Origin of the sequence: Actinomadura citrea, assembly GCF_013409045.1 — a bacterium.
Classification (GTDB): Bacteria; Actinomycetota; Actinomycetes; order Streptosporangiales; family Streptosporangiaceae; genus Spirillospora; species Spirillospora citrea.
This window is the reverse complement of record NZ_JACCBT010000001.1, coordinates 2,869,604-2,895,223: the sequence shown is the minus strand read 5'-3', so window position 1 is coordinate 2,895,223 and position 25,620 is coordinate 2,869,604. Positions and strand designations below refer to the sequence as shown.

The window sequence follows — 25,620 nt, the reverse complement described above, 5'->3', positions numbered from 1 at the left end:
GCCAGGCCCCTTTCAGCGGGCCCTAGGCGGGCCACTCCGGGCGGCGCTTCTCCAGGAACGCCGCCATGCCCTCCTGCGCCTCCGGAGTCTGGCTGGAGGCGGCCATCACCTCGATCGCATAGGCGTAGGCGTCCTGCTCGGGGCGGTCGAACTGGGCGTACATGGCCTGCTTGCCGAGCGCCTTGCTGCGCGGGCTGCCCTGGGTGGCGCGCTGCAGGAGGTCGAGGACGGCCTTGTCGAGCTCGTCGTCGGGGACCGCGTAGTTGATCAGCCCCCACTCGGCGGCCGTGGCCGCGTCGACGACCTCGCCGGTGAGGGCCATCTCGGCGGCGCGCTTGCGGCCGACGTTGTGGGATATGGCCACCAGGGGCGTGTGGCAGAACCAGCCGCCCTTGCCGCCGGGCGCGGCGAAGCCCGCGCTCTCCGCGGCGACGGCCAGGTCGCAGCTCGCCACGAGCTGGCAGCCGGCGGCGGTCGCGAGGCCGTGCACGCGGGCCACCACCACCTGCGGGATCGACTGGATCCTCCCCATCAGGTCCGTGCAGACCCGCAGCAGGTCGCGGACGTCGGCGTGGGACGCGCCGGCCATGTCGGCGAAGTCGTGCCCGGCGGAGAAGACCGGTCCGCCGGCGGCGAGGACCACCCCGAGGGCGTCGCTCTCCCCCACCTCCCGGAACGCCTCGGTGAGCCGGAGGAGGAAGTCGCGGGAGAGCGCGTTGCGGCGGCGCGGCCGGTTCATGGTGATCGTGGTGAACGGGCCGTCGCGGTGCAGCAGGACGTCGTCGTCTTCGCTCATGTTCCCGACGTTACGTCAGACCCTCGTCGTACGGTGGTCCGGCGTCCACGAGCCGAGGGGGCATGGCCTTGAAACTTCTCACCGCCACCAACTCCAGCCAGGGATTCCGCGGCAACGACTTCGACTGGTGCGTCGAAGGCGAACTTGTCCACATCGGGACGGTGTGCGCCCGCGACCGCGACGACCCGGACGGCGGCTGCGGATGCGGCCGCTCCTTCGCCGGGCTCAACTCCCATCGCGCCACGACCACGGCGATGGTCCGCGACGTCCCGGGCTTCACCGACGCCGACTACGTCCTGGCCATCCGCTCCAGCCTCGAACAGCAGGGCTGCGACCCCTCCTTCGCCGAGCACGAGGCGGCCCTGCTGCGCTGCCTCGTGCGCGACTGGCCGGTGGGGGTGGTCGTCGAGCGGCGGCTGGATGAGATCGTGGTACGGCAGGTCGTCCAACCCTAGGTTCGGAGGTGCGCGATGCTCGTCGCGTTCTCGGTCACCCCGCTCGGCGCGGGCGAGGAGGTCGGCGAGATCGTCGCCGAGGCGGTCCGGGTGGTGCGGGCGAGCGGCCTGCCCAACCGGACCGACGCGATGTTCACCACGATCGAGGGCGAGTGGGACGAGGTGATGGCCGTGGTGAAGGCCGCCACCGACGCGGTCGCGGCACGGGCGCCGCGGGTGAGCCTCGTCGTCAAGGCCGACATCCGGCCCGGCGTGACCGGCGCCCTCGACGCCAAGGTCGAGTCGGTGGAGCGCCACCTCAGGTGAAGCAGGCCCGCACGCCGTTCTCGCCGCCGCGCGAGAAGCTGCGCAGCCGCTGGACGGCCGAGCCGTGGTCGCCGGGCCTGGTCCAGGGCGCCCGGTCGCCGATGACCTTGAAGGCGTCCACCAGCTCCTGCTCGTCGCCGTCCTCGAACCGCAGCGTGCCGTCGTCGGACGAGCCGTAGAGGGCGGCTCCCGCGAGGCAGTCGGCCTGCAGCTCCGCGGCGGGCGACACCAGGCCGCGCCGGAGCCGGTTCTGGACCGCGTGGCCCCACTCGTGCGAGATCACCAGGTAGACCCACGCGTCGCCGCGCGCGTACCCCGAGCGCATCAGGTGGGCGTCCCAGGCGACGAAGTCCCCGGACGGGCAGTAGGCCGCGTTGTCGGGTTCGAACCGCTCGCGGCCGCACACCGGCGCCGAGGCCGGGTCGCGGCCGTCGTAGAGGCCGACGACGCGCGGTGAGCTGTACTCCCCCGTGAACAGGCGGTCCCAGTGCCGCCGCCAGAAGTCGTCGGTGAGCGCCTCGGCGGTCCGGACGTCCTCCCGGAACTCGCGCTCGTCGAACCTGGCCGGGGCGCTCTGCCGCGGGGCGGGAGCGCGGGACGCGATCCGGGTGCCCTGCGCCGCGGGACGGGCGCCGGAACCCGCCGCGGCAGGGTCGAACTCGCAGGCACCCGTGAGCGCGGCGGCCAGCGCGAGCGCGCCGGCGAGGGCGGCGGGCCGCCGTGAACGGTTCCATGCCGTCAGCCTCATGACCGGTCATACGCACTCGAACCCCCAGAAGGTCGAACGTCGACCCGAATCGGCCCGCACTGTGCTCCCCGCACAACCCGAACGACGTTCGATTGGACCTCCGCCCCGTCTTGCCCCCAGCCCGTGGACGCAGGTCGGGGCCCCGTGCTGGGGTGCCGGTCACACGAACTTCTGGAGGGGCGCATGGCGAACGGGACCCTCGCGGTCCGTGGGCTGTCGGTGAGCTACGGGCGGGCGGTGCGGGCCCTGCGCGAGGTCTCGCTGGACGTCCCGGCGGGATCGGTCACGGCCGTCCTCGGCGCGAACGGGGCCGGCAAGACGACCCTGCTCCGCGCGATCTCGGGCACGCTGCCGTTCCACCGCGGCGCGGTCGACGCGGGCACGGTGAAGCTCGGCGCGCGGCCCCTGGTCGGCCTGCACCCGGCCACCGTCGTGGCGGCCGGGGTGGTGCAGGTCCCCGAGGGCCGCCGGGTGTTCGGCCGGCTCAGCGTCGAGGAGAACCTGCGGGCGGGCGCGCTCGGCGCGCCGAGCCGGTCCGACGCCGCGAAGGCCCGCGCGCGGGTGCTCACGCTGTTCCCGCTGCTGGCGGAGCGGGCGCGCCAGCGCGCCGGACTGCTGTCGGGCGGCGAGCAGCAGATGCTCGCGATCGGGCGGGCGCTGATGGCATGCCCGGCCGTCCTGCTGCTGGACGAGCCGACGCTCGGACTCGCGCCGCTGATGGCCGAGCGCATCGCCGAGACCGTCCGGGAGATCAACCTGCAGGGCACGGCGATCCTGCTGATCGAGCAGAACGCGGCGCTGGCGCTGGAGCTGTCGTCGTCCGCGCACGTGCTGGAGGTCGGCGCGGTGACGCTGCACGGCCCGTCGGCCGAGCTGGCGGCGAGCGACGAGGTCAGGCGCCGCTATCTCGGCGTCGGCGGCGAGGACGCCGAGGCCCCGCAGACCGGGGACGGGCCCTCGCTGGAGCGGTGGTCCGCCGGATGAGCGGGGACGGGACGGAGGCCGGCGAGCTGCGCGTCAGCGGGCTCACGGTGCGGTTCGCGGGGCTGACCGCGCTGGACGGGGTGGGCTTCACCGTCGCGCCCGGCAGCGTCCACGCGATCATCGGACCGAACGGCGCGGGCAAGTCGACGTGCTTCAACGTCCTGTCCGGCGTCTACCGGGCGAGCGAGGGAAGCGTGCGGTTCGGCGGGGCGGAGCTCACCGCCCTGCCGCCGCACCGGATCGCGGCCCTCGGCGTCGCCCGGACGTTCCAGAACATCGCGCTGTCGCGGCACCTGTCCGTCGAGGACAACCTCATGCTCGGGCGGCACCGCCTCACCCGGGCCGGGTTCGCCTCGGCGGGACTGCGGATGCCGTGGGCGCGCGGGGAGGACGCGCGGCACCGGGCCCGGGTCCGCGACATCGCCGCGTTCGTCGGCGTCGGCGAGCACCTGGCCGCGCCCGTCGGGCCGCTGTCCTACGGCGTGCGCAAGCGGGTCGAGCTGGCCCGGGCGCTCGCGATGGAGCCCCGGCTGCTGCTCCTGGACGAGCCGGTGGCCGGGATGAACGGCGCGGAGCGGCGGCGGATGGCGGAGGTCATCCGCCGCGCACGCGCCGACCTCGGCCTGTCGGTCCTGCTGGTCGAGCACGACATGGGGATGGTCATGCGGCTGGCCGACGAGGTCACCGTCCTGGACTTCGGCAGGCGCATCGCGGGCGGCGCGCCCGCGGCGGTGCAGCGCGACCCGGCCGTGATCCGCGCCTACCTCGGCGCCGCGCACGCGCCCGCGGACGCCCCCGATTCGGAGGGAAATCCTTGAGCACGTTCATCGAGCTGGTGGTCAACGGGGTCTCGGCGGGGTCGGTGTACGCGCTGATCGCCCTCGGCTTCGTGATCATCTTCAAGGCCACCGAGGTGGTCAACTTCGCGCACGCCTCCCTGCTGCTGGCGGGCGGCTACGTGACGGCCGTGCTGCACGACGACATCGGGTTCCTGCCGGCGCTCGGCGCGGGCATCGCCGCGGCGGCCGCCGCGGGCGCGCTGGTGGAGCTGCTGGTGCTGCGGCGCGCCCGGGCGGAGGACCGCTCCGTCCTGGCGATCGTCACGATCGGCGTCGACATCGTGCTGACCACGGCGCTGACCCGGGAGATCGGCACGCAGGTCCTGTCGCTCGGCGACCCGTGGGGGGACGAGTTCGTCGAGGTGGCGGGCGTCGGCGTCGCGCAGACGCGGATCGCCGCGTTCGTGACCGCGACCGTCCTGATCACCGCGTTCCTGCTGGCGTTCCGCCTCACGCCGTGGGGCGTGGCGATGCGGGCGGCGGCCGAGGACGGCGAGACGGCCGCGCTCATGGGCGTCCGGCTCAGCCGCGTGTCGCTCGCCGCGTGGGCGATCGCGGGCGCGCTCGCGGCGGTGGCGGCACTGTTCCTGACCGTGTTCCCCACCCCCGGCCTGGACCGCGCCACCTCGTTCGCCGCGATGAAGGCGTTCCCGGCCGCGATCCTCGGCGGCCTGGACTCCACGACGGGGGCGCTCGTCGGCGGCCTCGCCGTCGGGCTCACCGAGTCGCTGGTGACCGGGTACCAGGGCGAGCTCGCGTTCCTCGGACGCGGCATCGGCGACGTGGCGCCGTTCCTGGTGATGCTCGCGGTGCTGCTCGTCCGTCCCGCCGGGCTGTTCGGGACGAGGGAGCTGTCGCGTGTCTGACCTCCGGATCCGGCTCGCGGCCGCCGCCGCGGGCACGCTCGTCCTGCTGGCCCTGCCGTTCTACCTGGACGCGTTCTGGCTGCAGACGGGCCTGTTCGCGATGTCGGCGGCGATCGGCGCCATCGGCCTGAACCTGCTCACCGGCGCCACCGGGCAGCTGTCGATGGGGCACGCCTTCTTCCTCGCGGTCGGCGCGTACGGGTACGTCTACCTGGCGTCCGACTCCGGGCCGCGGCTCTCGGGGCTCGGGCTGCCGACCCCGCTGGCGTTCCTCGGCGCGATCCTGCTCGCGGGCGTCGCGGGCGGGCTGTTCAGTCCCATCGCCGGACGGCTGCGCGGCACCTACCTCGGCATCGCGTCCCTCGCGCTGATCTTCATTGGGCAGCACCTGCTGTTCAACGCCGAGAGCGTCACCGGCGGGTTCAACGGACGGGACGTCCCGCCGCTGGAGCTCGCCGGGTTCCGCTTCGACGACGCCCCCGAACTGGTGGTGTTCGCCGTCCCGCTCGGCGCGCTGGAACGGCTGTGGTTCCTCGCCGTCGTGCTGCTGATCCCGGCCGTGTGGATCGCGCGCGGCATCCTGCGCGGACGGCCCGGACGGGCCCTCAACACCATCCGCGACCACGAGGTCGCGGCGGCGGTGATGGGCGTCCCGGTGGCGCGCTACCGGGCGGGCGTGTTCGTGCTGTCGTCGATGTACGCGGGCGCCGCCGGGGCGCTGCTCGCGCTGGCGTTCCGCCGGACCGTCCCCGACTACTTCGGCATGTTCCTGTCCCTGGACTACCTCGCCATGATCGTCATCGGCGGGCTCGGCACCGCGGCCGGGGCCGTCGCGGGCGCGGTGTTCGTCTCCGTCCTGCCCCAGCTCCTCACCCGGTTCGGCGACGACCTGCCGCTCGTCGCCGCACCGGGCTCGGGCGGCGTCTCCCCCGCCGAGGCCGCCCGGATCCTGTACGGCGCCGCCGTCGTCGCCGTCGTGCTGTTCCTTCCCGGCGGCCTGACCGGGACGTGGACGCGGCTGCGCACCGCCGCGTCCCGGCGCCGGGCCTCCCGTCCCCTCACCCGATTCGAGCAAGAGGAGCAAGCGATATGAAGCGCACCCCTGTCGCACCGGCCAACAGGCCCCGCGCGGCACGCCTCATGGCGGCCGCGCTGGCCGTGGCGCTGCCGCTGGGCATGGCGTCGGGCTGCAGCGGCAAGGCGTCCGGCGGTTCCGGCGGCACCGGTTCGGACGGCGTCAGGACCGGGCCCGGCGTCACGGGCGACACGATCCGCGTCGGCGTCGAGACCGACCTGACCGGCGTGTACGCGCCGCTCGGCAAGAGCCTCACCCAGGCGCAGCAGATGTACTTCGAGCAGCTGAACGCCCAGGGCGGCGTCTGCGGACGCAAGATCGAGCTGGTCGTCCGCGACCACGGCTACGACGTGCAGAAGGCCGTCGCCGGGTACAGCGAGATGCAGTCGAGCGTCATCGGCATCGCCCAGTTCGTCGGCTCGCCGATGGTGACGGCGCTCAAGGGGCGCATCACGACCGACAAGATGTTCGTCATCCCCAACGCCTGGTCGACGACGCTGCTCGGCAGCAAGTACATCCAGGTCACCGGTACCACCTACGACATCGACATGATCAACGCCCTGGACTTCCTCACCCGGGAGAAGGGCATCGCGAAGGGCGACAAGGTCGGTCACGTGTACTTCGAGGGCGACTACGGCGAGAGCGCGCTCGCCGGGGCGAAGTACGCGGCGGGCGAGCTCGGCCTGACGCTCGTCGAGCAGAAGATCAAGGCGACCGACAACGACATGTCCGCCCAGGTCGCGGCGCTGAAGAGCGCGGGCGTCAAGGCGATCCTGATGAGCGCCGGGCCACGGCAGTCGGCGTCGCTGGCGGGCCTCGCCCGCGCCAAGGGCATGACGGCGCCGATCGTGGCGAGCAACTCCGGGTTCTCCCCGCAGCTCCTGCAGACCGCGGCGGCGCCCGCGCTGCTCAAGGACTTCTACCTCGCCAGCGCCGGCGCGCCCGTCTCGTCCGACCTGGCGCCGATCAAGAAGCTGGCGGACGACTACGGGAAGAAGTACCCGGGGCAGCCGCGCGACAGCGCCGTCGTCAACGGCTACACGGGCGCGGTCATCTTCGCGGACGCGCTCAAGAAGGCGTGCGCGGCCAAGGACCTCACCCGCGAGGGCCTGATCACCGCGCACCGCTCCACCACCGCCCACGACGGCGGCTACGGCACGCCGATGGACTTCTCGAAGGTGGACGAGCCCGGCACCCGCAAGACCTACATCCTGCGGACGGACGCCAAGGCGCTCGGCGGCCTGGTCGTCGAGCGGCAGCCCCAGGAGTCGGAGGCGGCCGAGACCTACAAGGTCCCCGCCGGCGCCTGAGGATCCCGGGGGACGCGGGCCCCGGCCCGCGGTCAGCCCTCGGAGACGAGACGCGCCGCGACCCGGTCGAGGACCGCCAGATCCTCGGCCGGGAGGTCGTAGAGCGACGGCGGCGGGGTGTCCAGGATCCGCTCGGCCTCCGCCGCCGCGGCCCGCCCGGCCGCCGTCGCGGTCACGATCTTGGATCGGCGGTCGGCGGGGTTCTCGGTCCGCTCGACCAGGCCCCGCCCGACCAGGTCGTCCACCACCAGGGTGACGTAGGGGCGGTCGGTGAGCAGCCTCTCGGCGAGGTCGCGCAGCGACAGCGGCGTGCTCGCAGCGGCGACGTACCGCAGCGCCTTGACCCGGAAGAAGCTCATGCCGAGCGCGTCGGTGACCTCGCGGCGCCGGTCGCCGCGCTCGTGCAGCAGGACCCGCAGGTTGTGCCACGCCCGCGCGGCGGCGTCGGCGTGCTGGACGGCGGGCTCGGTCATCGCGCGCTCGCTCCCGTCACCTCGCGTGCGTCCGGCGCCGGCTCGTCGCCGCCGAACAGGCCGGCCGTGCGCGCCGCGCTTCGGGCGGCCCGCCGGCCCGTGGTGGCGGTGCCCAGCACCAGGACGGCGGCTGCGCATCCGGCGAGGATCCAGTATGCCGGTCGGGCGGCCGACACGAAGGCAGGCGCGGCGGGGTGCGCCGCGGACGTCCCGGCGGCCAGCACGGCGCCGATCACCGCGACGCCGAGCGCCTGCCCGATCTGCCGGCTGGTGGAGGCGACCGCCGCGGCGACGCCCGCCTGGGCGCGCGGCATCCCCGACACGGCCGTGTTCGTGATGGGCGAGTTCAGCATGCCGAACCCGAGCCCGAACAACACGTACGCGGCGAACAGCGTGACATCGCCGGTCTCGGCGTCGAACGCGGCGAACAGCAGGCCGCTGGCGAGCATCGCCGCCCCCGCGATCTGGAGCGGGAGCCGCGGGCCGCGGCTCCCGACGAGCCGTCCCGACAGCGGGGCGGCCGCGGCGGTCATCGCCGCCATCGGCAGCAGGAACAGCCCCGCGTGCAGCGCCGACAGCCCGCGCACGTTCTGCAGGTAGAGGGTGTTGAGGAAGAGGAACCCGCCGAGCGCGGCGAACCCGCTGACCGCGATGACGGTCGCTCCGGAGAACGGGACGCTGCGGAAGAAGCGCAGGTCGATCAGCGGCTCGGGGGTGCGCAGGGCGTGCACGACGAACCCGGCGAGGGACGCGGCGGCCACGATCGCGGCGCCGGAGACGGCCGGGTCGGCCAGGCCGCGGCCGGGCACCTCGATGATCGCGTAGGTCAGCGTCCCGAGCAGCAGGATCATGAACGCCTGGCCGAGCGGATCGGGGCGGCGCGGGCGCGGTGCGCGCGACTCGGGGACGAACAGCGCGGTCAGCACGAGCGCGGCCAGCCCGATCGGCACGTTCAGCCAGAAGATCGACCGCCAGCCGACCGAGTCGACCAGCAGCCCGCCGACGAGCGGTCCCATCGCCATGCTGAGCCCGACGACGGCGCCCCACACGCCGATGGCGCGGGCCCGCTCGCGCGGCCCGGTGAACACGTTCGTGATGATCGACATCGCGACCGGGTTGAGCATGGACCCGCCGACCGCCTGCACCACGCGGGCGGCGACGAGCAGGTCGAGGGACGGCGCGAGGCTGCACAGCACCGACCCGACGGAGAACAGCGCGAGTCCCGCCTGGAACACGCGGCGCCGCCCGATCCGGTCGGCGGTGGAGCCGGACAGGAGCAGCAGGGACGCCAGGACGATCAGGTACGCGTCGATCGTCCACTGCAGGCCCGACAGCGAGCTGTGGAAGTCGCGCTGCAGCGACGGGAGCGCGACGTTGAGGATCGTGTTGTCCAGGCTGACGATGAGCAGGCTCAGGCAGCAGATGGCCAGCACCGCCAGCCGGCGCCGGGGACTGAGTTCGGGCACGCCGCCTCCAATCGTTATAGCCCTACAACCATTAGGAGGCTACAACGATTCCGGGCGTGCCCCCGCCCGGCGCGGGCGCCTCAGTTCGGCGCCGCGATGCGGGCGCGGGCCGCCGGGACGACCAGCGGGGTCCCGGTCTCCGGACAGTCGATCACCCGGCACGGCAGCCGGAAGACCTGCTCCACCAGGTCGGCGGTGACGACGGCGGACGGGTCGCCCTCCGCCGCGATCCGGCCGTCCCGCATCGCGATCATGTGCGTGGCGTAGCGGGCGGCGTGATTGAGATCATGCAGGACGGCGACGACCGTCCTGCCCTCCTCGTGCAGCCGCGCGCACAGGTCGAGCACCTCGATCTGGTGCGCGATGTCGAGATAGGTCGTCGGCTCGTCCAGCAGCAGCAGCGGCGTCTGCTGGGCGAGCACCATGGCGATCCAGACCCGCTGCCGCTGCCCGCCCGACAGCTCGTCCACGTGCCGGTCGGCGAGGTCCCCGACGCCGGTCGCGGCCATCGACTCGGCGACGACCCGCTCGTCCTCCCTGGACCACTGCCGCAGCAGGCTCTGGTGCGGGTACCGGCCGCGCGAGACGAGGTCGGCGACCGTGATGCCCTCCGGCGCGATGGACGACTGCGGCAGCAGCCCGAGCGTCCGCGCCAGCTTCTTGGCGGGCCAGTCGGCGATGGGACGGCCGTCCAGCACGACCGTCCCGGCGGAGGGCTTGAGGATCCGCGCCAGGGCGCGCAGCAGCGTCGACTTGCCGCACGCGTTCGGGCCCACGATCACCGTGAACGAGCCCTCCGGTACCGCCACGTCGAGGTCCTCGGCGATGGTGCGCTTGTCGTAGGCCAGGGTGAGCCCGGTGCCGGCGAGCCGCGCGGTCGCGTCCTTCATCACATCCGTCCCGTCTTGCGTTCGGTCACGAGGAGCCAGACCAGATACCCGCCGCCGAGCAGCCCGGTCACCACGCCGACCGGGAGCTGGTGGCCGGGGAAGCCGCGCTGCGCCGCCCAGTCGGCGGCCGCCAGCAGCGCGGCGCCCATGCAGGCCGCCGGCAGCAGGTTGGGGCCGGCCGTGCGGGTGAGGCGGCGGGCGAGCTGCGGCGCGGTCAGCGCGACGAACGAGACCGGCCCGGCCGCCGCCGCGGCGAGCGCGGTCAGCAGCACGGCCGCGGCCAGCAGCAGCACCCGGACCCGCTCGATGGGCACGCCGAGTCCGTGCGCCGCGTCGTCGCCCATCTCCAGCATCCGCAGCGCCCGCCCGCAGCCGACGAGGACGAGCGGGCCGAGCACGGCGAGCGCCGCGATGACGGGCGCGGCGTCCGCCCAGTCGCGGCCGTCCAGGCTGCCGGTCAGCCACAGCACGGCGCGGGCCGCTTCGGTGATCTCCGCCTGGGTGATCAGGTAGCCGTTGACGCCGGTGAGGATCGCGGCGACGCCGATGCCGACGAGGATGAGCCGCTGCCCGTGCGCGCCGTGCCGGCCGGCCACCAGGTACACGACCAGGCCGGTCAGCAGGCCGCCGCCGGCCGCGCCGGCCGCGACCGCGACGCTGCCCGCGCCGGTCAGCACGATCACGGCGAGGACGCCGGTCGCGGCGCCCTGGCTGAAGCCGAGGATGTCGGGGCTGCCGAGCGGGTTGCGGACCAGCGACTGGAAGATCGCGCCCGCCAGCCCGAGCGCGGCGCCGACCGCCAGCCCGGCCGCGACGCGCGGCAGCCGGATCTCGTTCACGATGAGGGAGTCGGCGGGCGACCCCTGCCCGGCCAGGGTCCGCACGACGTCGGCGGGGCTCATCGGGAAGTCGCCGCTGCCGATGAGGAGCACGCCCGTCCCGAGCGCCACCGCGAGGCAGATCCCCGCGACGACGAGGGCCCGCGGCCGGAACCGGAACGACACCGCGGGCGTCCGGACGACGGCGAAGTGCGGCCCCCTGCCCGGTGCTCCTCGCGAGGGGACGGCCCTCCACACCCCCCGGTTCGCTCCGCTCATGACAGGGACCTCCTGGGCCGCCGGACGAAGTAGAGGAAGACCGGCCCGCCGGCGACCACCATCACGACCCCGACCTGGAGCTCGGACGGGCGCACCACGACGCGCCCGAGGACGTCCGCGGCGAGCATCAGGGCGGGCGAGAGGACCGCGCAGTACGGGATCAGCCGGCGCAGGTCGGGGCCGGTCAGGGCGCGGACGAGGTGCGGCACCATCAGCCCGACGAAGATGATCGGCCCGCACGCAGCCGTCGCCGCGCCGCACAGCAGCGTGACGGTGACGACCGCGGCGATCCGGACCCGTCCGGGGTCGGCGCCGAGACCGCGGGCCGCGTCCTCCCCCATCGCCATCGCGTTCAGCGGGCGCGCCAGCAGCAGCGCCGCCACCAGCCCGACCAGGACGAACGGCGCGACGCGGACGACGGTGTAGCCCTGCGCGGAGGCGAGCGACCCCACCGTCCAGAAGCGCATCCGGTCGAGGGACGCGGTGTCGAGGAGCTGCACCGCGTTCACGTAGGAGAAGAGCGCGGCGTTCAGCGCGGACCCGGCGAGGGCGAGCCGGGCCGGGGTGGCCGCGCGCCCGCCGCCGACCGCGTAGAGCAGCATCGCGACGGCGCCCGCGCCGGCGAACGCGAACCACACGAACCCGGTGAACGAGGTGACGCCGAGGAAGGAGATGGCCGACACGACCGCGGCGGCGGCGCCCGCGTTGATGCCGAGCAGGCCGGGGTCGGCGAGCGGGTTGCGGGTGAGCGACTGCATCACCGCGCCGCCGAGGCCGAGCGCCGTTCCCGCGAGGAGCCCGAGCAGGGTGCGCGGCAGGCGCATCTCGCGGACGAGCGTGTACGCCGCCGAGTCGGAGTGGAACAGGCCGTCCCAGACCTGGCCGACCGGCAGCGGCTTCGCTCCGACCCCGAGGCTCAGCACGACGGTGGCGAGCAGGAGGAGCACCGCGCCGGCGAGACCGGCGGCCCACCGCGCGCCCGGCGGGCGCCGGGCGGACGCCGGCTCCGCGGGCGGCGTGACCGGCGGCGACGTCGTCGTCAACACGTGGCGGGCTCCGGGGGGGACGGCCGGGGACCTCGTGACGGTCCCCGCTCTGGACAAGATCTTAGGTTAGGTTAACCTAAGCTCCCATCGGCCGACCATCCGGCCAGGCAACTTGATTTGGGAGAACGTCGGAGATGTCGAACATCGGGGCACAGCACCTCACCCGCCGCGGCCTGCTCGGCGCGGGCGGCGCCCTCGCCCTCGGGGCGCTCATCAGCGCGTGCGGAGGCGGTGACGACGCGGGCGGCACGGCCTCGCCGGGCGGCGGCGCCTGGACGTTCACCGACGACCGCGGCACGCGGGTGCGGCTCAAGGCGCGCCCGCAGCGGGTCGTCGGCTACGTCGGCACCGCCGCCGCCCTCTACGACTTCGGCGTCGACCGCCAGATCGTCGGCGTGTTCGGCCCGACGAAGCTCAAGGACGGCAAGCCCGACCCCCAGGCCGGGAACCTGCCCGTCGACCGCCTGGAGATCATCGGCAACGCCTACGGCGAGTTCAACATCGAGAAGTACGCCGCGCTGCGCCCCGACCTGCTCGTCGACAACATGTTCCTGCCGGGCGACCTGTTCTACGTCCCGGCCGAGAGCAAGGACAAGATCTTCGCGTTGGCGGACTCGGTCGCCGTCTCCGCCGGTGCCGTCGCGCTGCCGAAACCCATCGAGCGGACCGCCGCCCTCGCCGCCGCGCTCGGAGCCGACCTGAAGTCGGCGAAGGTCACCGCCGCCAAGGCCCGGTTCGACAAGGCGGCCGAGGCGCTGCGCGCGGCTGCCAGGGCCAAGCCGGGGCTGAAGGTGCTGGCGGCGTCCGCGAGCCCCGACCTCTTCTACGCCTCCAGCCCGGGCAAGAACACCGACCTCATCTACTTCAAGGAGCTCGGCGTCGACCTGATCGTGCCGGACAAGCTGAGCAAGGAGGGCTACTTCGAGAATCTGAGCTGGGAGAACGCCGACAAGTACAAGGCCGACGTCATCATGCTCGACTCCCGCACGCAGGCGCTCCAGCCGAAGGACCTCGGCTCCAAGCCGTCCTGGAAGGACCTGCCCGCGGTGAAGGCGGGGCAGGTCATCGCGTGGCAGCCCGAGCCCCGCTTCTCCTACGAGGGCTGCGCCCCGATCCTCGAAGCGCTCGCCGCGTCCATCCGGTCCGCGAAGAAGGCGGGCTGAGGCCGCGATGGCGAGGACCCCGGCGCACCCGTTCGCCTTCTTCGACCTGCACGTCCTGCGGTCCGAGCGGCTCGGCCCGTCCATGGTGCGGATCACCTTCGGCGGAGAGTCCGTGGACGGCTTCGTCACCGGCGGGCGCGACCAGCGCTTCAAGATATTCCTGCCGCACCCGCACCAGGACGCCCCCGTGATGCCGCGCGGAAGCGACGGCGACACGTGGTTCGCCGACTGGCGGGCGCTGGACCCGGCCGTGCGCGGCATCATGCGGTCCTACACCGTCCGCGGCAAGCGCCCCGGCGAGCTGGACGTCGACTTCGCGCTGCACATGGACGGCGCGTCCGGTCCGGCCGCCCGCTGGGCCGCGGCGGCGCGCGCGGGCGACCGCGTCACCGTCCTCGGCCCGACCGGCCCCGACAACGGCGGCTACGACTTCCGCCCGCCGCCCGGCGCCCCGGTCGTGATGGCGGGCGACCTGACCGCGCTGCCCGCCATCGCCGGCAACCTCGCCTGGCTCCCCGCCGGGACGTCCGCGCAGGTCTGGATCGACGTCCCGGACCCCGGCGACCGGCAGGACCTGCCGACCGCGTCCGGCGCGCGGATCTCCTGGGTCGCCCCGGGCGGCCTGCTGGACGCGGTGCGCGCGGCGGAGATCCCCGACGGCGCGTACGCGTGGATCGCGGGCGAGTCCGCCGCGGTCAAGGCGCTGCGGCGGCACCTGGTGAACGAGCGCGGCCTGGACCGCCGCGCCGTCACCTTCACCGGCTACTGGCGGCGCGGCGCCACCGAGGAGGACCTGCTCGCCGAGGTCGTCGCCGGCGGCAGCCCCGCCACCGAGGAGTGAGCGGGGTCAGGGATCGCGGCCCGTGTCGTCGATGGTGAGGACGGACCGGTCGAGGACGCCGGCGCGGTAGGCGGCGGCGCCGATCGTCTGGGCGGCGACGGGCGCGGTGAGCAGTTGGAAGACCGCGACCAGCAGCAGCGGGGCGGCGGCCGCGACGGACCCCGCCTGCGGCGCGGCACCCGCGAGGACGAGCAGGAGCCCGATCGTCTGCGGCTTCGTCGCGGCGTGCAGCCGGGTGAGCAGGTCGGGGAACCGCAGCACGCCGAGCGCGCCCACCGCGCAGAAGGCGGCGCCCGCGGGAAGCAGGACGGCGGTGACGACGTCGCCGGCGGTCACGAGCCCCCCTCCCGCTGCGCGGCGAGGCGGGCGGCGGTGACCGAGCCGACGAACCCCAGCAGCACGACGGCCACCAGGATGGTCGACAGCGCCGGCTCGCCCCACACGGCCGAGTGCACCGCGATGCCGCTGACCAGCAGGACCGCCAGGACGTCCACCGCCATGATCCGGTCGAAGGAGGTCGGGCCGCGGACGAGCCGCGCGGCCGTCATCAGGATCGCCGCGCCCAGCAGGACCATGGTGACGGTGTAGACGACGGTCATCTCCGTTCCTCCTCCTCCGCTGTGTCCTCGGGGGTCACGAGGGCGCGCATCAGCCTGTGCTCCGTGCGCATCACGCCGTCCCGCGCGGCGTCGGCCTCCCGGCGGTCGCGGACCGGCATGCCGTGGATGCGCAGGATCGACCGCTCCCAGTCCAGGTCGACGAGCAGGGTGCCGGGGCGCAGGGAGATGCTCGTCGTGACCGCGAGCAGGACCAGCTCCGAGCGCGTCCGGGCGCTCACCTCGACGACGGCGCCCCTGACCCGGCGCGGGGCGCGCAGCGCGTGCCAGCCGATGACGACGCTCGACGCCGGCAGGTCCCACGCGAGTTCCGCGACGGCCTCGGCGAGGCGCAGCGGCCGGATCCTGGTGACGAGCGGGACGGCGGGCAGCCTGCTCACCGTGTAGGCGATGGCCACCGCGACGACGCCGCCGGCGACGATGAGGGCGTCGACCCGTCCCCACAGCAGCACCCAGACCGCGAGCAGCCACGCCGCCATGCCCAGCCGGGCGCCGATCCTGCGGAACGCGCTCCTCACGGTGTCCTCCCGTCCAGCACGGCCCGCCGGTAGGCCGACGGCTCCACCAGGTCGGCCGCGGCGCGCGCGCTCCAGGACGACAGCGGCCCGGCGAACACGGCGATGAGGAGCCCGCCGGCGACCATCACGGCGGCCACGGCCTGCATGACCCGCACTCCACCCCGCGTGTAGGGCTCGGCGGCGGGCGGTTCGCCCGCCTCGTCCGGGCGGGGGCGCCAGAACCCGAGCGCCCAGATCCGCGCCATCGCCATGAGCGTGAGGAGGCTCGCGAGCACCGCGACGCCCGTGACGGCGTACGCCAGCGGCCGTCCCGACCCGAGGCCCGCCTGGAAGAGGGCGAGCTTCGCGACGAACCCGGACGTCGGCGGCACCCCGCTCACGCTCATCGCGGGGATGAAGAACAGCACGGCGATCAGGGCCGACAGGCGGGCGAGGCCGCCGAGCCGGTGCAGCGACGTCTCCCCCGTGCGGGCCTGGATCAGGTCGCTGACCAGGAACAGCGTCGCCTGCACGACGATGTGGTGGACGAGGTACAGGATGGCCCCGGTGAGCCCGGCGACGCTGAACAACGCGAGGCCGAAGAGCATGTAGCCGATGTGGCCGACGAGGGTGAACGAGAACACCCGGTGGATGTCGTCGTTCGCCAGCGCGCCGAGGGTGCCCACGACCATCGTCCCGGCGGCGAGGACGAGCATCACCCACGACCCGTGCTCGCGGGGGAACACCAGCGTCTCGACGCGGATGAGCGCGTACACCGCGGCCTTCGTCAGCAGCGCGGCGAACACGGCGGTGACCTTGGTGAGGGCGGCCGGGTAGGCGTCGGGCAGCCACAGGTGCATCGGAACGATCGCGCCCTTGATCCCGAACACCACGAGGAACAGCAGCCCGAGCGCCGTGCGGGTGCCGGCCGGGAGACCCGGGACGCGCTCGGACAGGTCGGCGAGGTTCACCGTTCCGGCCGCCGCGTAGGTCAGGCCGAGCGCGGTGAGGAACATGATCGAGGAGGTGAGGCTGACGACCGTGTAGGTCATGCTCGCCCGGACGCGCTCGGCCGTCGGCTGGAGGGTCATGAGCACGTAGCTCGACGCGAGCATCACCTCGAACGCGACGAACAGGTTGAACAGGTCACCGGCGAGGAACACCAGGCTGACGCCGCCGGTCAGCGCCAGGTAGGCGGGATGGAACACCCCCGGCTCGCTCCGGCGCTCCAGCGCGCCCGCGCCCTCCGCCACCGCGTGCAGCATGATCGCCAGCAGCACGGTGCCGGACACCACGAGCAGCAGCGCCGACAGCCGGTCGGCGACGAGCGTGATGCCGAGCGGGGCCGCCCAGCCCCCGACCTGGACGGCGACGACCCCGTCCCGCGCCACGCCGACCAGCACCGCCACGGAGGCCGCCACCACCCCCGCCCCGACGAGCGGCGCGAGCACCCGCTGCCAGAACCGGTGACGACGGCCGATCATCGCCAGGGCCGCGCCCAGCAGCGGCAGCGCGAACGGCAGCGGAAGCAGGACGTTCATTCGTCCTCCTCCAGCGGGTCGCGCCGCTCCGGCGGGGCGTCCCAGGACTCGCGGCGGCGCTCGGCGCAGATCCGGCGGTCCTCGACGTCGTCCTGCACCTCGTCCTCGCCGAGCAGCCGCCGGCTCCGGTAGGCCAGCGCCAGCAGGAACGCCGTGACGCCGAACGTGATCACGATGGCGGTGAGCGCCATGGCCTGCGGCAGCGGGTCGGCCATCGTCCGCTCCGACCCTCCGCCGAGCAGCGGCGGCGCCCCCGCGGCCCCGCCCGCCAGCAGCAGGACGAGGTTGGCCCCGTGCCCGAGCAGCATGAACCCGACCACGACGCGGATCAGGGACCGCTGCATCAGCAGGTCGAACCCGGCCGCGAACAGCACGGCGACGGTCAGCACGAGGACGAGCGCGGGCCCGGTCATGCCGTCTCCTCTTCCGGTTCGTCCTCCAGGCTCGCCCCGAGCGTGGTGAGGATCGTCAGCACCAGCCCTAGGACCACCAGGTACACCCCGATGTCGAAGAACAGGCTGGTCGGCACCTCGACCTCGCCCAGGACGGGCGGTGACGCGTGCCAGACCTCCCCCTGGAGGAACTCCCCGTGCGGGAACCCGCCGGCCGTCCAGCCGGCCGCGCCCGTGGCGACCGCGAGCCCGAGGCCGCCGCCGATGAGGACGCTCGGCCGGACCGGCAGCGCGGTCGCCAGTTCCCGCCGGCCGCCCGGCAGGTAGCGCAGCACGAACGCCATGCCCGCCACGAGCCCGCCCACGAACCCGCCTCCCGGGTGCCCGTGCCCGGCGACGAGCAGGTAAAGGGAGAACACCAGGATCGTCGGGCCGAGGAACCGCGCCGCGGCCTCCAGCACCACCGAGGATCCGCCCAGGGGCGGGCGCCCCGGCGCCGCCAGCCAGCGGCTCCCCGCCTCCTCCGGCCCGCGACCGCCGCCGGTCGCGCTCGGCAGCCGCCGCCCGCTGGTCACCAGCCCGACGACGCCCATCGCCGCGACGCCCAGCACCGTGATCTCGCCGAGCGTGTCGAGCGCCCGCATCTCGACGAGGATCGCGTTCACGACGTTCTTGGCCCCCTCCTCGTCCGCGAGCCGCGTGTATCCGGTCCCGACCGGGCGGGTGTTGCGGCTCAGCGCCGCCACCATCAGGAACAACGCGACGAACCCGCCCAGGCACACGCTGATCGCCCCGGCGACCGCCCTGGCCGGCCCCTTGCGGCGCCTCGGCGGGTAACGGGCCGGAAGCCGCCGCAGCACCAGCACCAGCATGATCAGCGACAGCGTCTCCACGACGAAGAGCGTCAGCGCGAGATCGGGGCCGCCCTGCACCACGAACAGCCCGCCGACCCCGTAGCCCGTCCCGGCGAGCAGCAGCGCGGCCGTCAGCCTGCGGCGGGCCCGCAGCGCCGCGAGCGCGCAGCCGATCACGACCACGGCGAGAACGACCTGCGCCGGGTCGTCCCACGCCCGCAGCCGGCCCACCGGAAAGGCCGGGCCCGTCCCCCGAACCAGAGCCGCCACCAGCGCCGAGCCGGGCACCACCAGCGCCATCGCCCCGATCACACCGAGGTAGACGGGCAGCGAACCGATCTGCACACCCCTGGTCACCCCGTGCGCCCCGGCGAGGATCCCCTCGACCGTCCGGTCGTAGCCGCGCTGCGCGTCGAGGATCCGCCACCGCGCCCGCCTGACGGGGAACGTCCGTCCGAACAAGGCGAACACCACGACACCCGTCACGAGCGCGACCACGGAAAGCCACAGCGCCGGTCCGAGCCCATGCCACAGGGCGAGCTTGTATTCGCCGTCCCCCGGCAGCGTGTCCGCATACGGCCCGGCGAGCTTCTGCATCACACCGGGTACGACGCCCAAGGCGAATCCGGCGACAGCGAGGACAACGACCGGCCCCACCAAACCCCAATGTCCCCCGGGCGTGACATCCGCCTGACCACCGAACGCACCGAACAGGAACCGCACACCGTAGGCCACGGTCAGCGCAGAGCCCGCCACGACCCCGACAAGGACCGCGATATCCAGCCCACCATGAGCGAAGGCCTCAATGGCGGCCTCTTTCGCGGCGAACCCCAGGAACGGCGGCAGACCGATCATCGACGCCGTGGCCGCCGTCGCCGCGACCGCCAGCACCGGCAGCCGCCGCCAGGCCCCCGAGAGCCGGTCGGCACGGCGCGTCCCCGTCTCGTGCTCCACCGTCCCGACCGTCAGGAACAGCGGCGCCTTGAACAGGCCATGGGCCAGCAGCAACGCGGTGCCCGCCAGCGCCGCCGTCCGCGTCCCGTCCCCCAGCAGGACCATCAGCAGACCCAGCTGGCTCACCGTCCCGTACGCGAGCAGCCGTTTCAGATCATGCTGCCGCAGCGCCAGGACCCCACCCGTCAGCAGGCTCAGCAGCCCGACCCCCACCACCAGCGGGCGCCACACTCCGACGTCGCCGAACGCGGGCGCCAGCCGCGCCACCAGGTAGACCCCGGCCTTCACCATGGCCGCGGCGTGCAGGTAGGCGCTGACCGGAGTGGGCGCCACCATCGCGGCGGGAAGCCATGCGTGCAGCGGCACCTGCGCCGACTTGGCGAACGCCCCGAGCAGCACCAGCACCACCCCGGCCGTCGCCATCCCGCCACCCGGCGGGTCGGCCACCATCGCCGAGATCCGGTACGTCCCGGCGGACTGCCCGAGCAGCACGAACCCGGCGAGCATGACCAGCCCGAACGCGGTGGTCGTCAGCAGCGCCTGCGCCGCCGCCCGCCGGTCCTCCGCCCGCTCCGGCCGGGTCGCGCCGATGAGCACGAACGAACTGAGCGTGGTCAGCTCCCAGAACACGTACAGGACGAGCAGGTCGTCGGCCAGCACCAGCCCCGTCATCGCCCCCGCGAACGCGACCAGCGTCCCTATCATCAGCCTCTCGGGATGCTCGAAGTACCAGCCCGCATAGCACAGGACGACGGCCCCCACCCCGCCGATCAGCAGCAGCATCACGATGGACAACGCGTCCAGCCGGAAGTCGAACACCAGCCCCAGATCCGGCGCCCAGTCCAGCCTCGCCGTGAGCGCACCCCGCCCCACCTGCGCCGCGGCCCACCCGGCCGTCCCCGCCGGCAGCACCGCCGCGACGCACGCCATCACACGCCGACGCCGCCCGAGCGCGAAGGGCACCGCGACCGCGACGACGACATAAGCGAGAACCAGCGCGAGCATGGCGCCGCAGCCCCCCTCCGCAAGGCACGTCGCCTCCCACCTACCCGATCATGACCCCCGAAACGACCACCCGCCCGCACGGAACCACCAAGATCCACCCGCCATACGAGAGCACCCCGGCCCACCCACAGGCCGGGGCGCTCAACCGCCGTTCGAGAGAGGCGTCAGCGCTTCGACCATCGACGTGGCGAGCCTCCCGGCCTCATCCCGAACGAGGCGACGTCCCAGTGGGCGGAGAAGGGGTGTGGTGGCGGACGGTGGCGCGGACCTGGTCGCGGAACCACCGATGGCCGCGATCGGATGAATGGCGCGGGTGCCAGGCCATGCCGATGTCGATGGGCGGTGTCGCGACAGGGATCGGGAAGGTGCGCAGTCCAAGGGCGGCGAGGGCGTCGGGGAGCCATCCATCGAGGGTGAGGCAGACCAGGTCACCGGTGCGGGCCATCATCAGGGCGGCGGTATGGCTGGGGACGACGGCCGCGGTGCGCCGGCGCAGCCCCTGCTGGGCGAGCGCGGTGTCGATGGGCCCGTGGCGCTTGCCCTGCCGGGAGATGCCGATGTGATCGGCCGCGGCGAACCGGCGGGCGTCGATGGGGCCGGCGAACAGGGGGTGGTCGGCGCGGGCGACGGCGACCAGGGGGACGGACGTCAGGGCCTCGGTGCAGGTTTCGGGGTCCAGGTGGTTCAGGACGCCGAGTTCGAGGTCGACCGCGCCCTGCCGCAGAGCGGGGGTCCCCTCGATCGACTCCGAGAGGAAGGCCAGTACGGCTCGGGGCGCCTGGGCGCGGACGCGCTCGGTCAGCGGGGCGGCCAGATTGGCCAGCAGGAGGTCGCTCACCTGGGCGGTGAACGTCCGGTCCAGGTCGGGGAGGCCGGGGCCGGGCGCCGGGGCGAGAACGGCTTCGGCGTGTTCGAGGAGCGAGCGGACTTCCTCCCGCAGGCGCACCGCGCGGGGGGTGGGGACCATCTGCTGGCCGGCGCGGACCAGCAGCGGATCACCGACGGTGCGGCGCAGCCGTCCAAGGGCACGGCTGACCGCGGCCGGGGAGGTGCCGAGCCGCTCGGCGGCACGGGTGACGCTGTTCTCCTGAAGGAGGGCGTCCAGGGTCTTCAGCAGGTTGAGGTCCATGACACCCCTGATCGAATTGCATTAGGTGAAACTATCCCTTGCTTATCTTTGCATTGTGCGACATGTCTGCGGTGGTCAGACTCCAAGCATCCGCACGTTACGAACACTGGAGTGACCATGACGCAGTCCGTCCGCGCAGGCAGGGAGAGCGACCTGCTGGCGGTGGTGAGCCAGAGCAGCGCCACCGTCTCCTTCTTCGACGCCGCCAACGACACCTACATCGGCGGTGTGGACGTCCTCGCCGAACCTCACGAGCTCTGCTTCGACGCCCGGCGGCGGCTCCTGTGGTGCGCCAGCACCTATCACTCGGGCTACTACCACGCGAACTCCGGCAGGCGCAGCGAGCTCACCGTCATCGACCCCGACACGCGCCGGGTCGTCGAGGTCGTCGACCTGGCGCCGGAGCACGGGCCGCACGGCCTCGCGCTGGACGCCGAGCGCGGCCTGCTGTACGTGAGCGTCGAAGGATCCGCCGAAAGGCCCGGCGGCGTGGTGGTCGTCGACGCCGGCACGCGACGTCCGATCGGGCGGATCGACACCGACGCGCCGGGGCCGCACTGGTTCGTCATCAGCCCGGACGGGGCCGCGGGCTACGCCAGCAACAAGGAGGCGCCGTTCGTATCGGTCGTCGACCTGGAGAAGGGGACGCTCACCGCCAAGGTCGAGGTCCCCGGCAGCGAAGGGCTGGCCGTGTCGCCGGACGGGACGCGGGTGTTCGTCGCCGCGCCCTACGGATCGTTCGCCGCGGGCGCCGAGCCGCCCTCCCCCGGGATCCGCGTCATCGACGCCGCGGCCGCCGCGGTGACCGATGTGCTGCCGGTCGACGACGTCGTGTTCCCCGTCCACGTCACGTCGACCGGCAAGGTGCTGGCCGGGGAGCTGCGGATGGCCACCGACCCCGGGAGCAAGCTGGGCCGCCAGTCCCCCGGTCGGCTGACGGTGTTCTCGGCCGTCTCCGGCGACCGGCTCGGGCAGGCGGAGGTCGGCCGGTTCCCGCTCACGATCACCTCCTCACCGGACGGCGCGCTCGGATACGTCGCCTGCGTCACCTCCTCAACGGTCGACATCATCGACCTGGAGTCGATGCAGCGGCTCAGCCGGCTCGACATCGTCAAGCGAGGCGAACCCGGCGCGCACGGCCTGGCCTACATCCCCCGGGCACGCTGACCTGCGGCCGCCCTCACCGGCCCGACGCCTTCGCTCTGAGGCCGTCCAGCATGACGCGCGTGACGGCGTCGTCTTCCCGGGCTCCGGGGCGGCAGACGGCGGTACTGAGGATCTCGACGGCCTCCACCGGGCTGATGTCGTCGCGCATCGAGCCCTCCCCCTGCACATCCTGCATCAGCTCCCGCAGGAGGCCGTCGACCTCGTTCTGCAAGGCGAGCCGCTCCTGCGGCATCGAATCGCCATCCGCGACGGCCTTGATGAGCGCGAACGGCTGACCGGCACAGAAGGCGACGACCCGGGTCAGCACCTCCCAGCGCGGAACCTCCTGCTCGCGAAGCTTCCGTATCTCCACTCCGAGACACCGGAGCGAACTGGTCGCGATCTCCTCGACGAGAGCTCGCCGGTCCGGAAAGTGCCGGTAGAGGGTGCCCACGCCGAGGTCCGCCGCCCGCGCGATCTCCTCCATGCTGACGCCCGGCCCCCGCTCGACGAACAGCCCGAGGGCACAGGAAACGATCCGCTCGCGGTTGCGCTTCGCGTCGGCCCGCACAGTCCTCCTCCCGAGGTAACCGGAACAGGAGATTCAGGTTATCCTGCACAACCAGAACCGGAAGATCCGATTCACCTTTGGAGCGGCTCATGCGCATCGGACTGTTCACCATCGCCGGAATGGCCCCCCTGGACGACATCGTCACGCAGGTCCGCCAAGCGAGGGACGCCGGTCTCGACAGCGCCTTCTTCGGGCACGCGGGTTCCTGGGACGCCCTCCTGACCGCCGCGGTCGCCGGACGCGAGGTCCCCGGCATCGAGGTGGGCACCGCCATCGTCCCGACCTACCCGCGCCACCCCCTCGCACTGGCGAGCCAGGCGCTCACCGCTCAGGCCATGACGGGCGGCCGCTTCACCCTCGGCATCGGCCCGAGCCACCCGCAGGTCATCGAAGGCGCGCACGGCATCTCCTACGAACGCCCGGCGCGGCACGTCCGCGAGTACCTGTCGGCCCTGCGCCCCCTGCTGCGCGGCGAAAGCGTCGACTACCACGGCGAGACACTGACCACGGTGGGATCAATCGACGCGCCAGGCGCGACCCCGCCGCCGGTTCTGGTGTCGGCGTTGGGCCCGGCCATGCTGCGGATCGCGGGCGAACTGGCCGACGGAACAGTGACGACCTGGGTGGGCGCCGACGCGATGGCCGACCACATCGTCCCGTCCATCACCAAGGCCGCCGAGGCCGCGGGACGCCCCGCACCGCGCGTGCTGGCAGGCGCAATAGTGGCCCTCACCGACGACCCGGACAGCGTCCGCCGCGACCTGGCCGCTCAGTTCGGCGCAGCGTCAGACTTCCCCGCCTACCGCGCCGTCCTCGACCGCCAGGGTCTGTCCGGCGTCCACGAGACGGTCATAGCAGGCGACGAGAAAACGGTCACCCGCGCCCTGCGCCGCTTCGCCGACGCCGGCGTCACAGACCTGCTGATCAGCCCCCGCGGCGACACGGCCGACATCCTGCCCCTCGCCGCCTCCCTACGCTGACCACGCCACCACCGAATCCGAAGTGGAATGGCGGCCTGTCGTGATCGGCAACTCCGACCACCCCGACCACACCGTCCTGGCCCGCCGTTCCCAGCAATACCTGCGCTGGCGCAACGCCAACGCCCGCCACCCCGACGTGCTGGCCGCTCAACGCCGGGGACGCCCCCGACCCGAGGCCGCAGGATCAAACCCGGCGAAAGTGTGCGGTCAGCGCACTAGCGGGTGGTGATGTAGAGGTGCATGCTCGCGTAGTCGAAGGTGATCGCGCGGCGCTTGAAGAACTCGTGGGTGAAATTGCCGATCGTGTCGAAGCCGAACATGCTGAGCCACGGCCAGGGCCCGGCGACTCCGGGGATCTTGCCGCCGACCGCCCTGCCGAGGCTGATCCTGTCCGGAGCGATCGGGTAGGCCTTCATCGGCCCCTGGTCGCTCGGGTGGTCGTAGTCGATCGCCACCCCCGCCTTCTTGGCGTTGTCCTCGGTCATCATGATTCCGAGGCCCATCCCTCCGGTGTCGAGGGAGGCCACCCGGGGCCCGAGGTCGTTGACGCCGCCCAGCGAGCAGGGCACGTGGTCGGCCGCGATCCACAGCGGCAGGCGGTCGGCGCCGGTGCGTCCGGTCTCGCGCCACAGTTCCCGCACCTGGGCGGGGGTCTTGCGGCGCAGGACCAATTCCTGCGCGGCGTAGTCCATGGTGGCGATGAAGTGCGACAGCAACTCCGTGCCGATCACTCCGGCGGGCTTGGAGCCGTCCGGCAGGTCCGGCATCCTCAGGTCGTACCAGACCACGGGAACGTTGCGCATCCCGATGCCGCCCAGCCGGAACGCGTCCATGGCGCCGTGATAGGTGGTCAGGGTCTGGCCGGCGGGATGGGTCGTGCTGGTGGCCAATGCCCGCAGGCCCACCTCCTGCGCAGTCGTCGAGTGCAGGGCGAGCGTCGCGCCGGTGTCGATGAGGAAGCTCTTGGCCTGGCCCCCGTTGATCGAGGCTCGCACGCTGGGCAGGGGATCGACGCAGACGAATGGCAGCCGGGTCTTGTTCGCACCCTCCATCCGGTACGACGGGCCGGCCATGCCGGTGTACTGGACGGCGTAGGCGGCGTCGGCCGGGTCGCCGGTACCGCGCAACAGCGGGGCGGCCCGAGCCACCTGGTTTTGCCGGACGAAGCACTCGGCGAGCTGACGCATGGAGAAGGTGTCATCGGGAGCCAGCTCGATGGCTCGGGTCAAGAACCGCTCGGCGTCCCGGAAGTCGTTGGAGAGCAACGCGATGCGCCCGCGCCCCGCCAGCGCCTGCGCGTTGGCGGGATCCTTACGCAGAAGAGTTGCATAGGCTCTGTCGGCCGCACTGAACCGGCCCGCTTTGAACAGTCGGTCGGGATCAGTGCCAGCGGTCTTGCCCGCCGAGGCCGTCGCACGGCCCGCGCCCCCGGTCAGCGGCAGCAGCGCGCCGGCCGCCGCAGTCAGGCTCGCTCGCCTCAGAAAGGCCCGCCGGTCGACGCTGAAATCGCAGCGGCGTTCGTCCATTTCGGTATGAGTCATGGCAGGCAGCCAAGCTCCCAATGTGTTTCCCCGGCGTT

General features: G+C 73.3%; 27 protein-coding genes. 11 read left to right on the top strand and 16 right to left on the bottom strand.

The window, feature by feature from the left end; genetic code table 11:
* Positions 1-22 precede the first annotated feature (22 nt).
* The gene (locus BJ999_RS13645) at positions 23-796 is read right to left on the bottom strand and encodes an enoyl-CoA hydratase-related protein (RefSeq protein WP_179833652.1); all 774 of its coding nucleotides are present in this window, start codon (positions 794-796) and stop codon (positions 23-25) included.
* Between the two features lie 62 nt (positions 797-858).
* Between BJ999_RS13645 and BJ999_RS13640 the strand changes: the two genes are divergently transcribed.
* Both BJ999_RS13640 and BJ999_RS13635 read left to right on the top strand, forming a co-directional pair.
* Entirely contained in the window at positions 859-1,251 is a 393-nt protein-coding gene (locus BJ999_RS13640; RefSeq protein WP_179833651.1) for a DUF7715 family protein, read from the top strand.
* Positions 1,252-1,266: 15 nt separating this feature from the next.
* Positions 1,267-1,557: an MTH1187 family thiamine-binding protein gene (locus BJ999_RS13635; protein ID WP_179833650.1), complete on the top strand. Its 291-nt coding sequence runs from the start codon at positions 1,267-1,269 to the stop codon at positions 1,555-1,557.
* Here the strand turns inward: BJ999_RS13635 and BJ999_RS13630 are convergent.
* Positions 1,550-2,305 carry a neutral zinc metallopeptidase gene (locus BJ999_RS13630; RefSeq protein WP_179833649.1) on the bottom strand — a complete coding sequence of 252 codons (756 nt, stop codon included), beginning with the start codon at positions 2,303-2,305 and terminating at the stop codon, positions 1,550-1,552. The two genes, BJ999_RS13635 and BJ999_RS13630, sit on opposite strands and share 8 nt — an antisense overlap.
* 183 nt (positions 2,306-2,488) lie before the next feature.
* On the opposite strand from BJ999_RS13630, the gene BJ999_RS13625 reads away from it, so the two are divergent.
* The 5 genes from BJ999_RS13625 to BJ999_RS13605 are packed head-to-tail and all read left to right on the top strand — an operon-like array spanning position 2,489 to position 7,379.
* Complete coding sequence (locus tag BJ999_RS13625; protein WP_179833648.1) at positions 2,489-3,289, top strand: ABC transporter ATP-binding protein; 801 nt, start codon at positions 2,489-2,491, stop codon at positions 3,287-3,289.
* Entirely contained in the window at positions 3,286-4,107 is an 822-nt protein-coding gene (locus BJ999_RS13620) for an ABC transporter ATP-binding protein (RefSeq protein WP_179833647.1), read from the top strand. The genes BJ999_RS13625 and BJ999_RS13620 overlap by 4 nt, the downstream gene beginning before the upstream one ends.
* On the top strand, positions 4,104-4,994 hold the full coding sequence (locus BJ999_RS13615; RefSeq protein ID WP_179833646.1) for a branched-chain amino acid ABC transporter permease: 891 nt from the start codon (positions 4,104-4,106) through the stop codon (positions 4,992-4,994). Before BJ999_RS13620 ends, BJ999_RS13615 begins: the two co-directional genes overlap by 4 nt.
* Positions 4,987-6,087: a branched-chain amino acid ABC transporter permease gene (locus BJ999_RS13610; RefSeq protein WP_179833645.1), complete on the top strand. Its 1,101-nt coding sequence runs from the start codon at positions 4,987-4,989 to the stop codon at positions 6,085-6,087. The genes BJ999_RS13615 and BJ999_RS13610 overlap by 8 nt, the downstream gene beginning before the upstream one ends.
* On the top strand, positions 6,084-7,379 hold the full coding sequence (locus BJ999_RS13605) for an ABC transporter substrate-binding protein (protein ID WP_179833644.1): 1,296 nt from the start codon (positions 6,084-6,086) through the stop codon (positions 7,377-7,379). Before BJ999_RS13610 ends, BJ999_RS13605 begins: the two co-directional genes overlap by 4 nt.
* Before the next feature lie 32 nt (positions 7,380-7,411).
* Here the strand turns inward: BJ999_RS13605 and BJ999_RS13600 are convergent, their stop codons facing one another.
* The 5 genes from BJ999_RS13600 to BJ999_RS13580 all read right to left on the bottom strand — a co-directional run bounded on the left by BJ999_RS13600 (position 7,412) and on the right by BJ999_RS13580 (position 12,351).
* On the bottom strand, positions 7,412-7,852 hold the full coding sequence (locus BJ999_RS13600) for a MarR family winged helix-turn-helix transcriptional regulator (protein WP_179833643.1): 441 nt from the start codon (positions 7,850-7,852) through the stop codon (positions 7,412-7,414).
* Positions 7,849-9,318, bottom strand: coding sequence for an MFS transporter (locus BJ999_RS13595; protein WP_179833642.1), 1,470 nt, complete (start codon positions 9,316-9,318; stop codon positions 7,849-7,851). Before BJ999_RS13595 ends, BJ999_RS13600 begins: the two co-directional genes overlap by 4 nt.
* Before the next feature lie 80 nt (positions 9,319-9,398).
* Positions 9,399-10,208, bottom strand: a complete 810-nt coding sequence (locus BJ999_RS13590; RefSeq protein WP_179833641.1) for an ABC transporter ATP-binding protein — start codon at positions 10,206-10,208, stop codon at positions 9,399-9,401.
* Positions 10,208-11,305 (bottom strand): FecCD family ABC transporter permease, encoded by a 1,098-nt coding sequence (locus BJ999_RS13585; protein ID WP_179833640.1) that lies wholly within the window; start codon positions 11,303-11,305, stop codon positions 10,208-10,210. Before BJ999_RS13585 ends, BJ999_RS13590 begins: the two co-directional genes overlap by 1 nt.
* Positions 11,302-12,351: a FecCD family ABC transporter permease gene (locus BJ999_RS13580; RefSeq protein ID WP_179833639.1), complete on the bottom strand. Its 1,050-nt coding sequence runs from the start codon at positions 12,349-12,351 to the stop codon at positions 11,302-11,304. The genes BJ999_RS13585 and BJ999_RS13580 overlap by 4 nt, the downstream gene beginning before the upstream one ends.
* 134 nt (positions 12,352-12,485) lie before the next feature.
* Between BJ999_RS13580 and BJ999_RS13575 the strand changes: the two genes are divergently transcribed.
* Entirely contained in the window at positions 12,486-13,514 is a 1,029-nt protein-coding gene (locus BJ999_RS13575) for an ABC transporter substrate-binding protein (protein WP_179833638.1), read from the top strand.
* 7 nt (positions 13,515-13,521) lie between these two features.
* A complete protein-coding gene (locus tag BJ999_RS13570) occupies positions 13,522-14,355 on the top strand; it encodes a siderophore-interacting protein (RefSeq protein WP_179833637.1) in 834 nt (277 codons plus the stop codon).
* A gap of 6 nt (positions 14,356-14,361) precedes the next feature.
* Here the strand turns inward: BJ999_RS13570 and mnhG are convergent, their stop codons facing one another.
* The 7 genes from mnhG to BJ999_RS13535 all read right to left on the bottom strand — a co-directional run bounded on the left by mnhG (position 14,362) and on the right by BJ999_RS13535 (position 21,344).
* On the bottom strand, positions 14,362-14,691 hold the full coding sequence (gene mnhG, locus BJ999_RS13565) for a monovalent cation/H(+) antiporter subunit G (RefSeq protein WP_179833636.1): 330 nt from the start codon (positions 14,689-14,691) through the stop codon (positions 14,362-14,364).
* A complete protein-coding gene (locus BJ999_RS13560) occupies positions 14,688-14,954 on the bottom strand; it encodes an MrpF/PhaF family protein (RefSeq protein WP_179833635.1) in 267 nt (88 codons plus the stop codon). The genes mnhG and BJ999_RS13560 overlap by 4 nt, the downstream gene beginning before the upstream one ends.
* Positions 14,951-15,490 carry a Na+/H+ antiporter subunit E gene (locus tag BJ999_RS13555; protein WP_179833634.1) on the bottom strand — a complete coding sequence of 180 codons (540 nt, stop codon included), beginning with the start codon at positions 15,488-15,490 and terminating at the stop codon, positions 14,951-14,953. Before BJ999_RS13555 ends, BJ999_RS13560 begins: the two co-directional genes overlap by 4 nt.
* Positions 15,487-17,010: a Na+/H+ antiporter subunit D gene (locus tag BJ999_RS13550; protein WP_179833633.1), complete on the bottom strand. Its 1,524-nt coding sequence runs from the start codon at positions 17,008-17,010 to the stop codon at positions 15,487-15,489. Before BJ999_RS13550 ends, BJ999_RS13555 begins: the two co-directional genes overlap by 4 nt.
* The gene (locus BJ999_RS13545; RefSeq protein WP_179833632.1) at positions 17,007-17,423 is read right to left on the bottom strand and encodes a Na(+)/H(+) antiporter subunit C; all 417 of its coding nucleotides are present in this window, start codon (positions 17,421-17,423) and stop codon (positions 17,007-17,009) included. Before BJ999_RS13545 ends, BJ999_RS13550 begins: the two co-directional genes overlap by 4 nt.
* Positions 17,420-20,215 carry a Na+/H+ antiporter subunit A gene (locus tag BJ999_RS13540; RefSeq protein ID WP_179833631.1) on the bottom strand — a complete coding sequence of 932 codons (2,796 nt, stop codon included), beginning with the start codon at positions 20,213-20,215 and terminating at the stop codon, positions 17,420-17,422. The genes BJ999_RS13545 and BJ999_RS13540 overlap by 4 nt, the downstream gene beginning before the upstream one ends.
* A gap of 202 nt (positions 20,216-20,417) precedes the next feature.
* The gene (locus BJ999_RS13535; protein WP_179833630.1) at positions 20,418-21,344 is read right to left on the bottom strand and encodes a LysR family transcriptional regulator; all 927 of its coding nucleotides are present in this window, start codon (positions 21,342-21,344) and stop codon (positions 20,418-20,420) included.
* Between the two features lie 117 nt (positions 21,345-21,461).
* Between BJ999_RS13535 and BJ999_RS13530 the strand changes: the two genes are divergently transcribed.
* Positions 21,462-22,511, top strand: a complete 1,050-nt coding sequence (locus BJ999_RS13530) for a YncE family protein (RefSeq protein ID WP_179833629.1) — start codon at positions 21,462-21,464, stop codon at positions 22,509-22,511.
* 13 nt (positions 22,512-22,524) lie between these two features.
* Here BJ999_RS13530 and BJ999_RS13525 read toward each other — a convergent pair whose 3' ends face one another.
* Complete coding sequence (locus tag BJ999_RS13525) at positions 22,525-23,061, bottom strand: TetR/AcrR family transcriptional regulator (RefSeq protein WP_179833628.1); 537 nt, start codon at positions 23,059-23,061, stop codon at positions 22,525-22,527.
* Positions 23,062-23,150: 89 nt separating this feature from the next.
* Here BJ999_RS13525 and BJ999_RS13520 point away from each other — a divergent pair, with 89 nt between their 5' ends.
* Positions 23,151-24,041: an LLM class F420-dependent oxidoreductase gene (locus BJ999_RS13520; protein WP_179833627.1), complete on the top strand. Its 891-nt coding sequence runs from the start codon at positions 23,151-23,153 to the stop codon at positions 24,039-24,041.
* A 215-nt stretch (positions 24,042-24,256) separates the two neighbouring features.
* Here the strand turns inward: BJ999_RS13520 and BJ999_RS13515 are convergent, their stop codons facing one another.
* Positions 24,257-25,567 (bottom strand): retropepsin-like aspartic protease, encoded by a 1,311-nt coding sequence (locus tag BJ999_RS13515; RefSeq protein ID WP_179833626.1) that lies wholly within the window; start codon positions 25,565-25,567, stop codon positions 24,257-24,259.
* Positions 25,568-25,620: the final 53 nt, after the last annotated feature.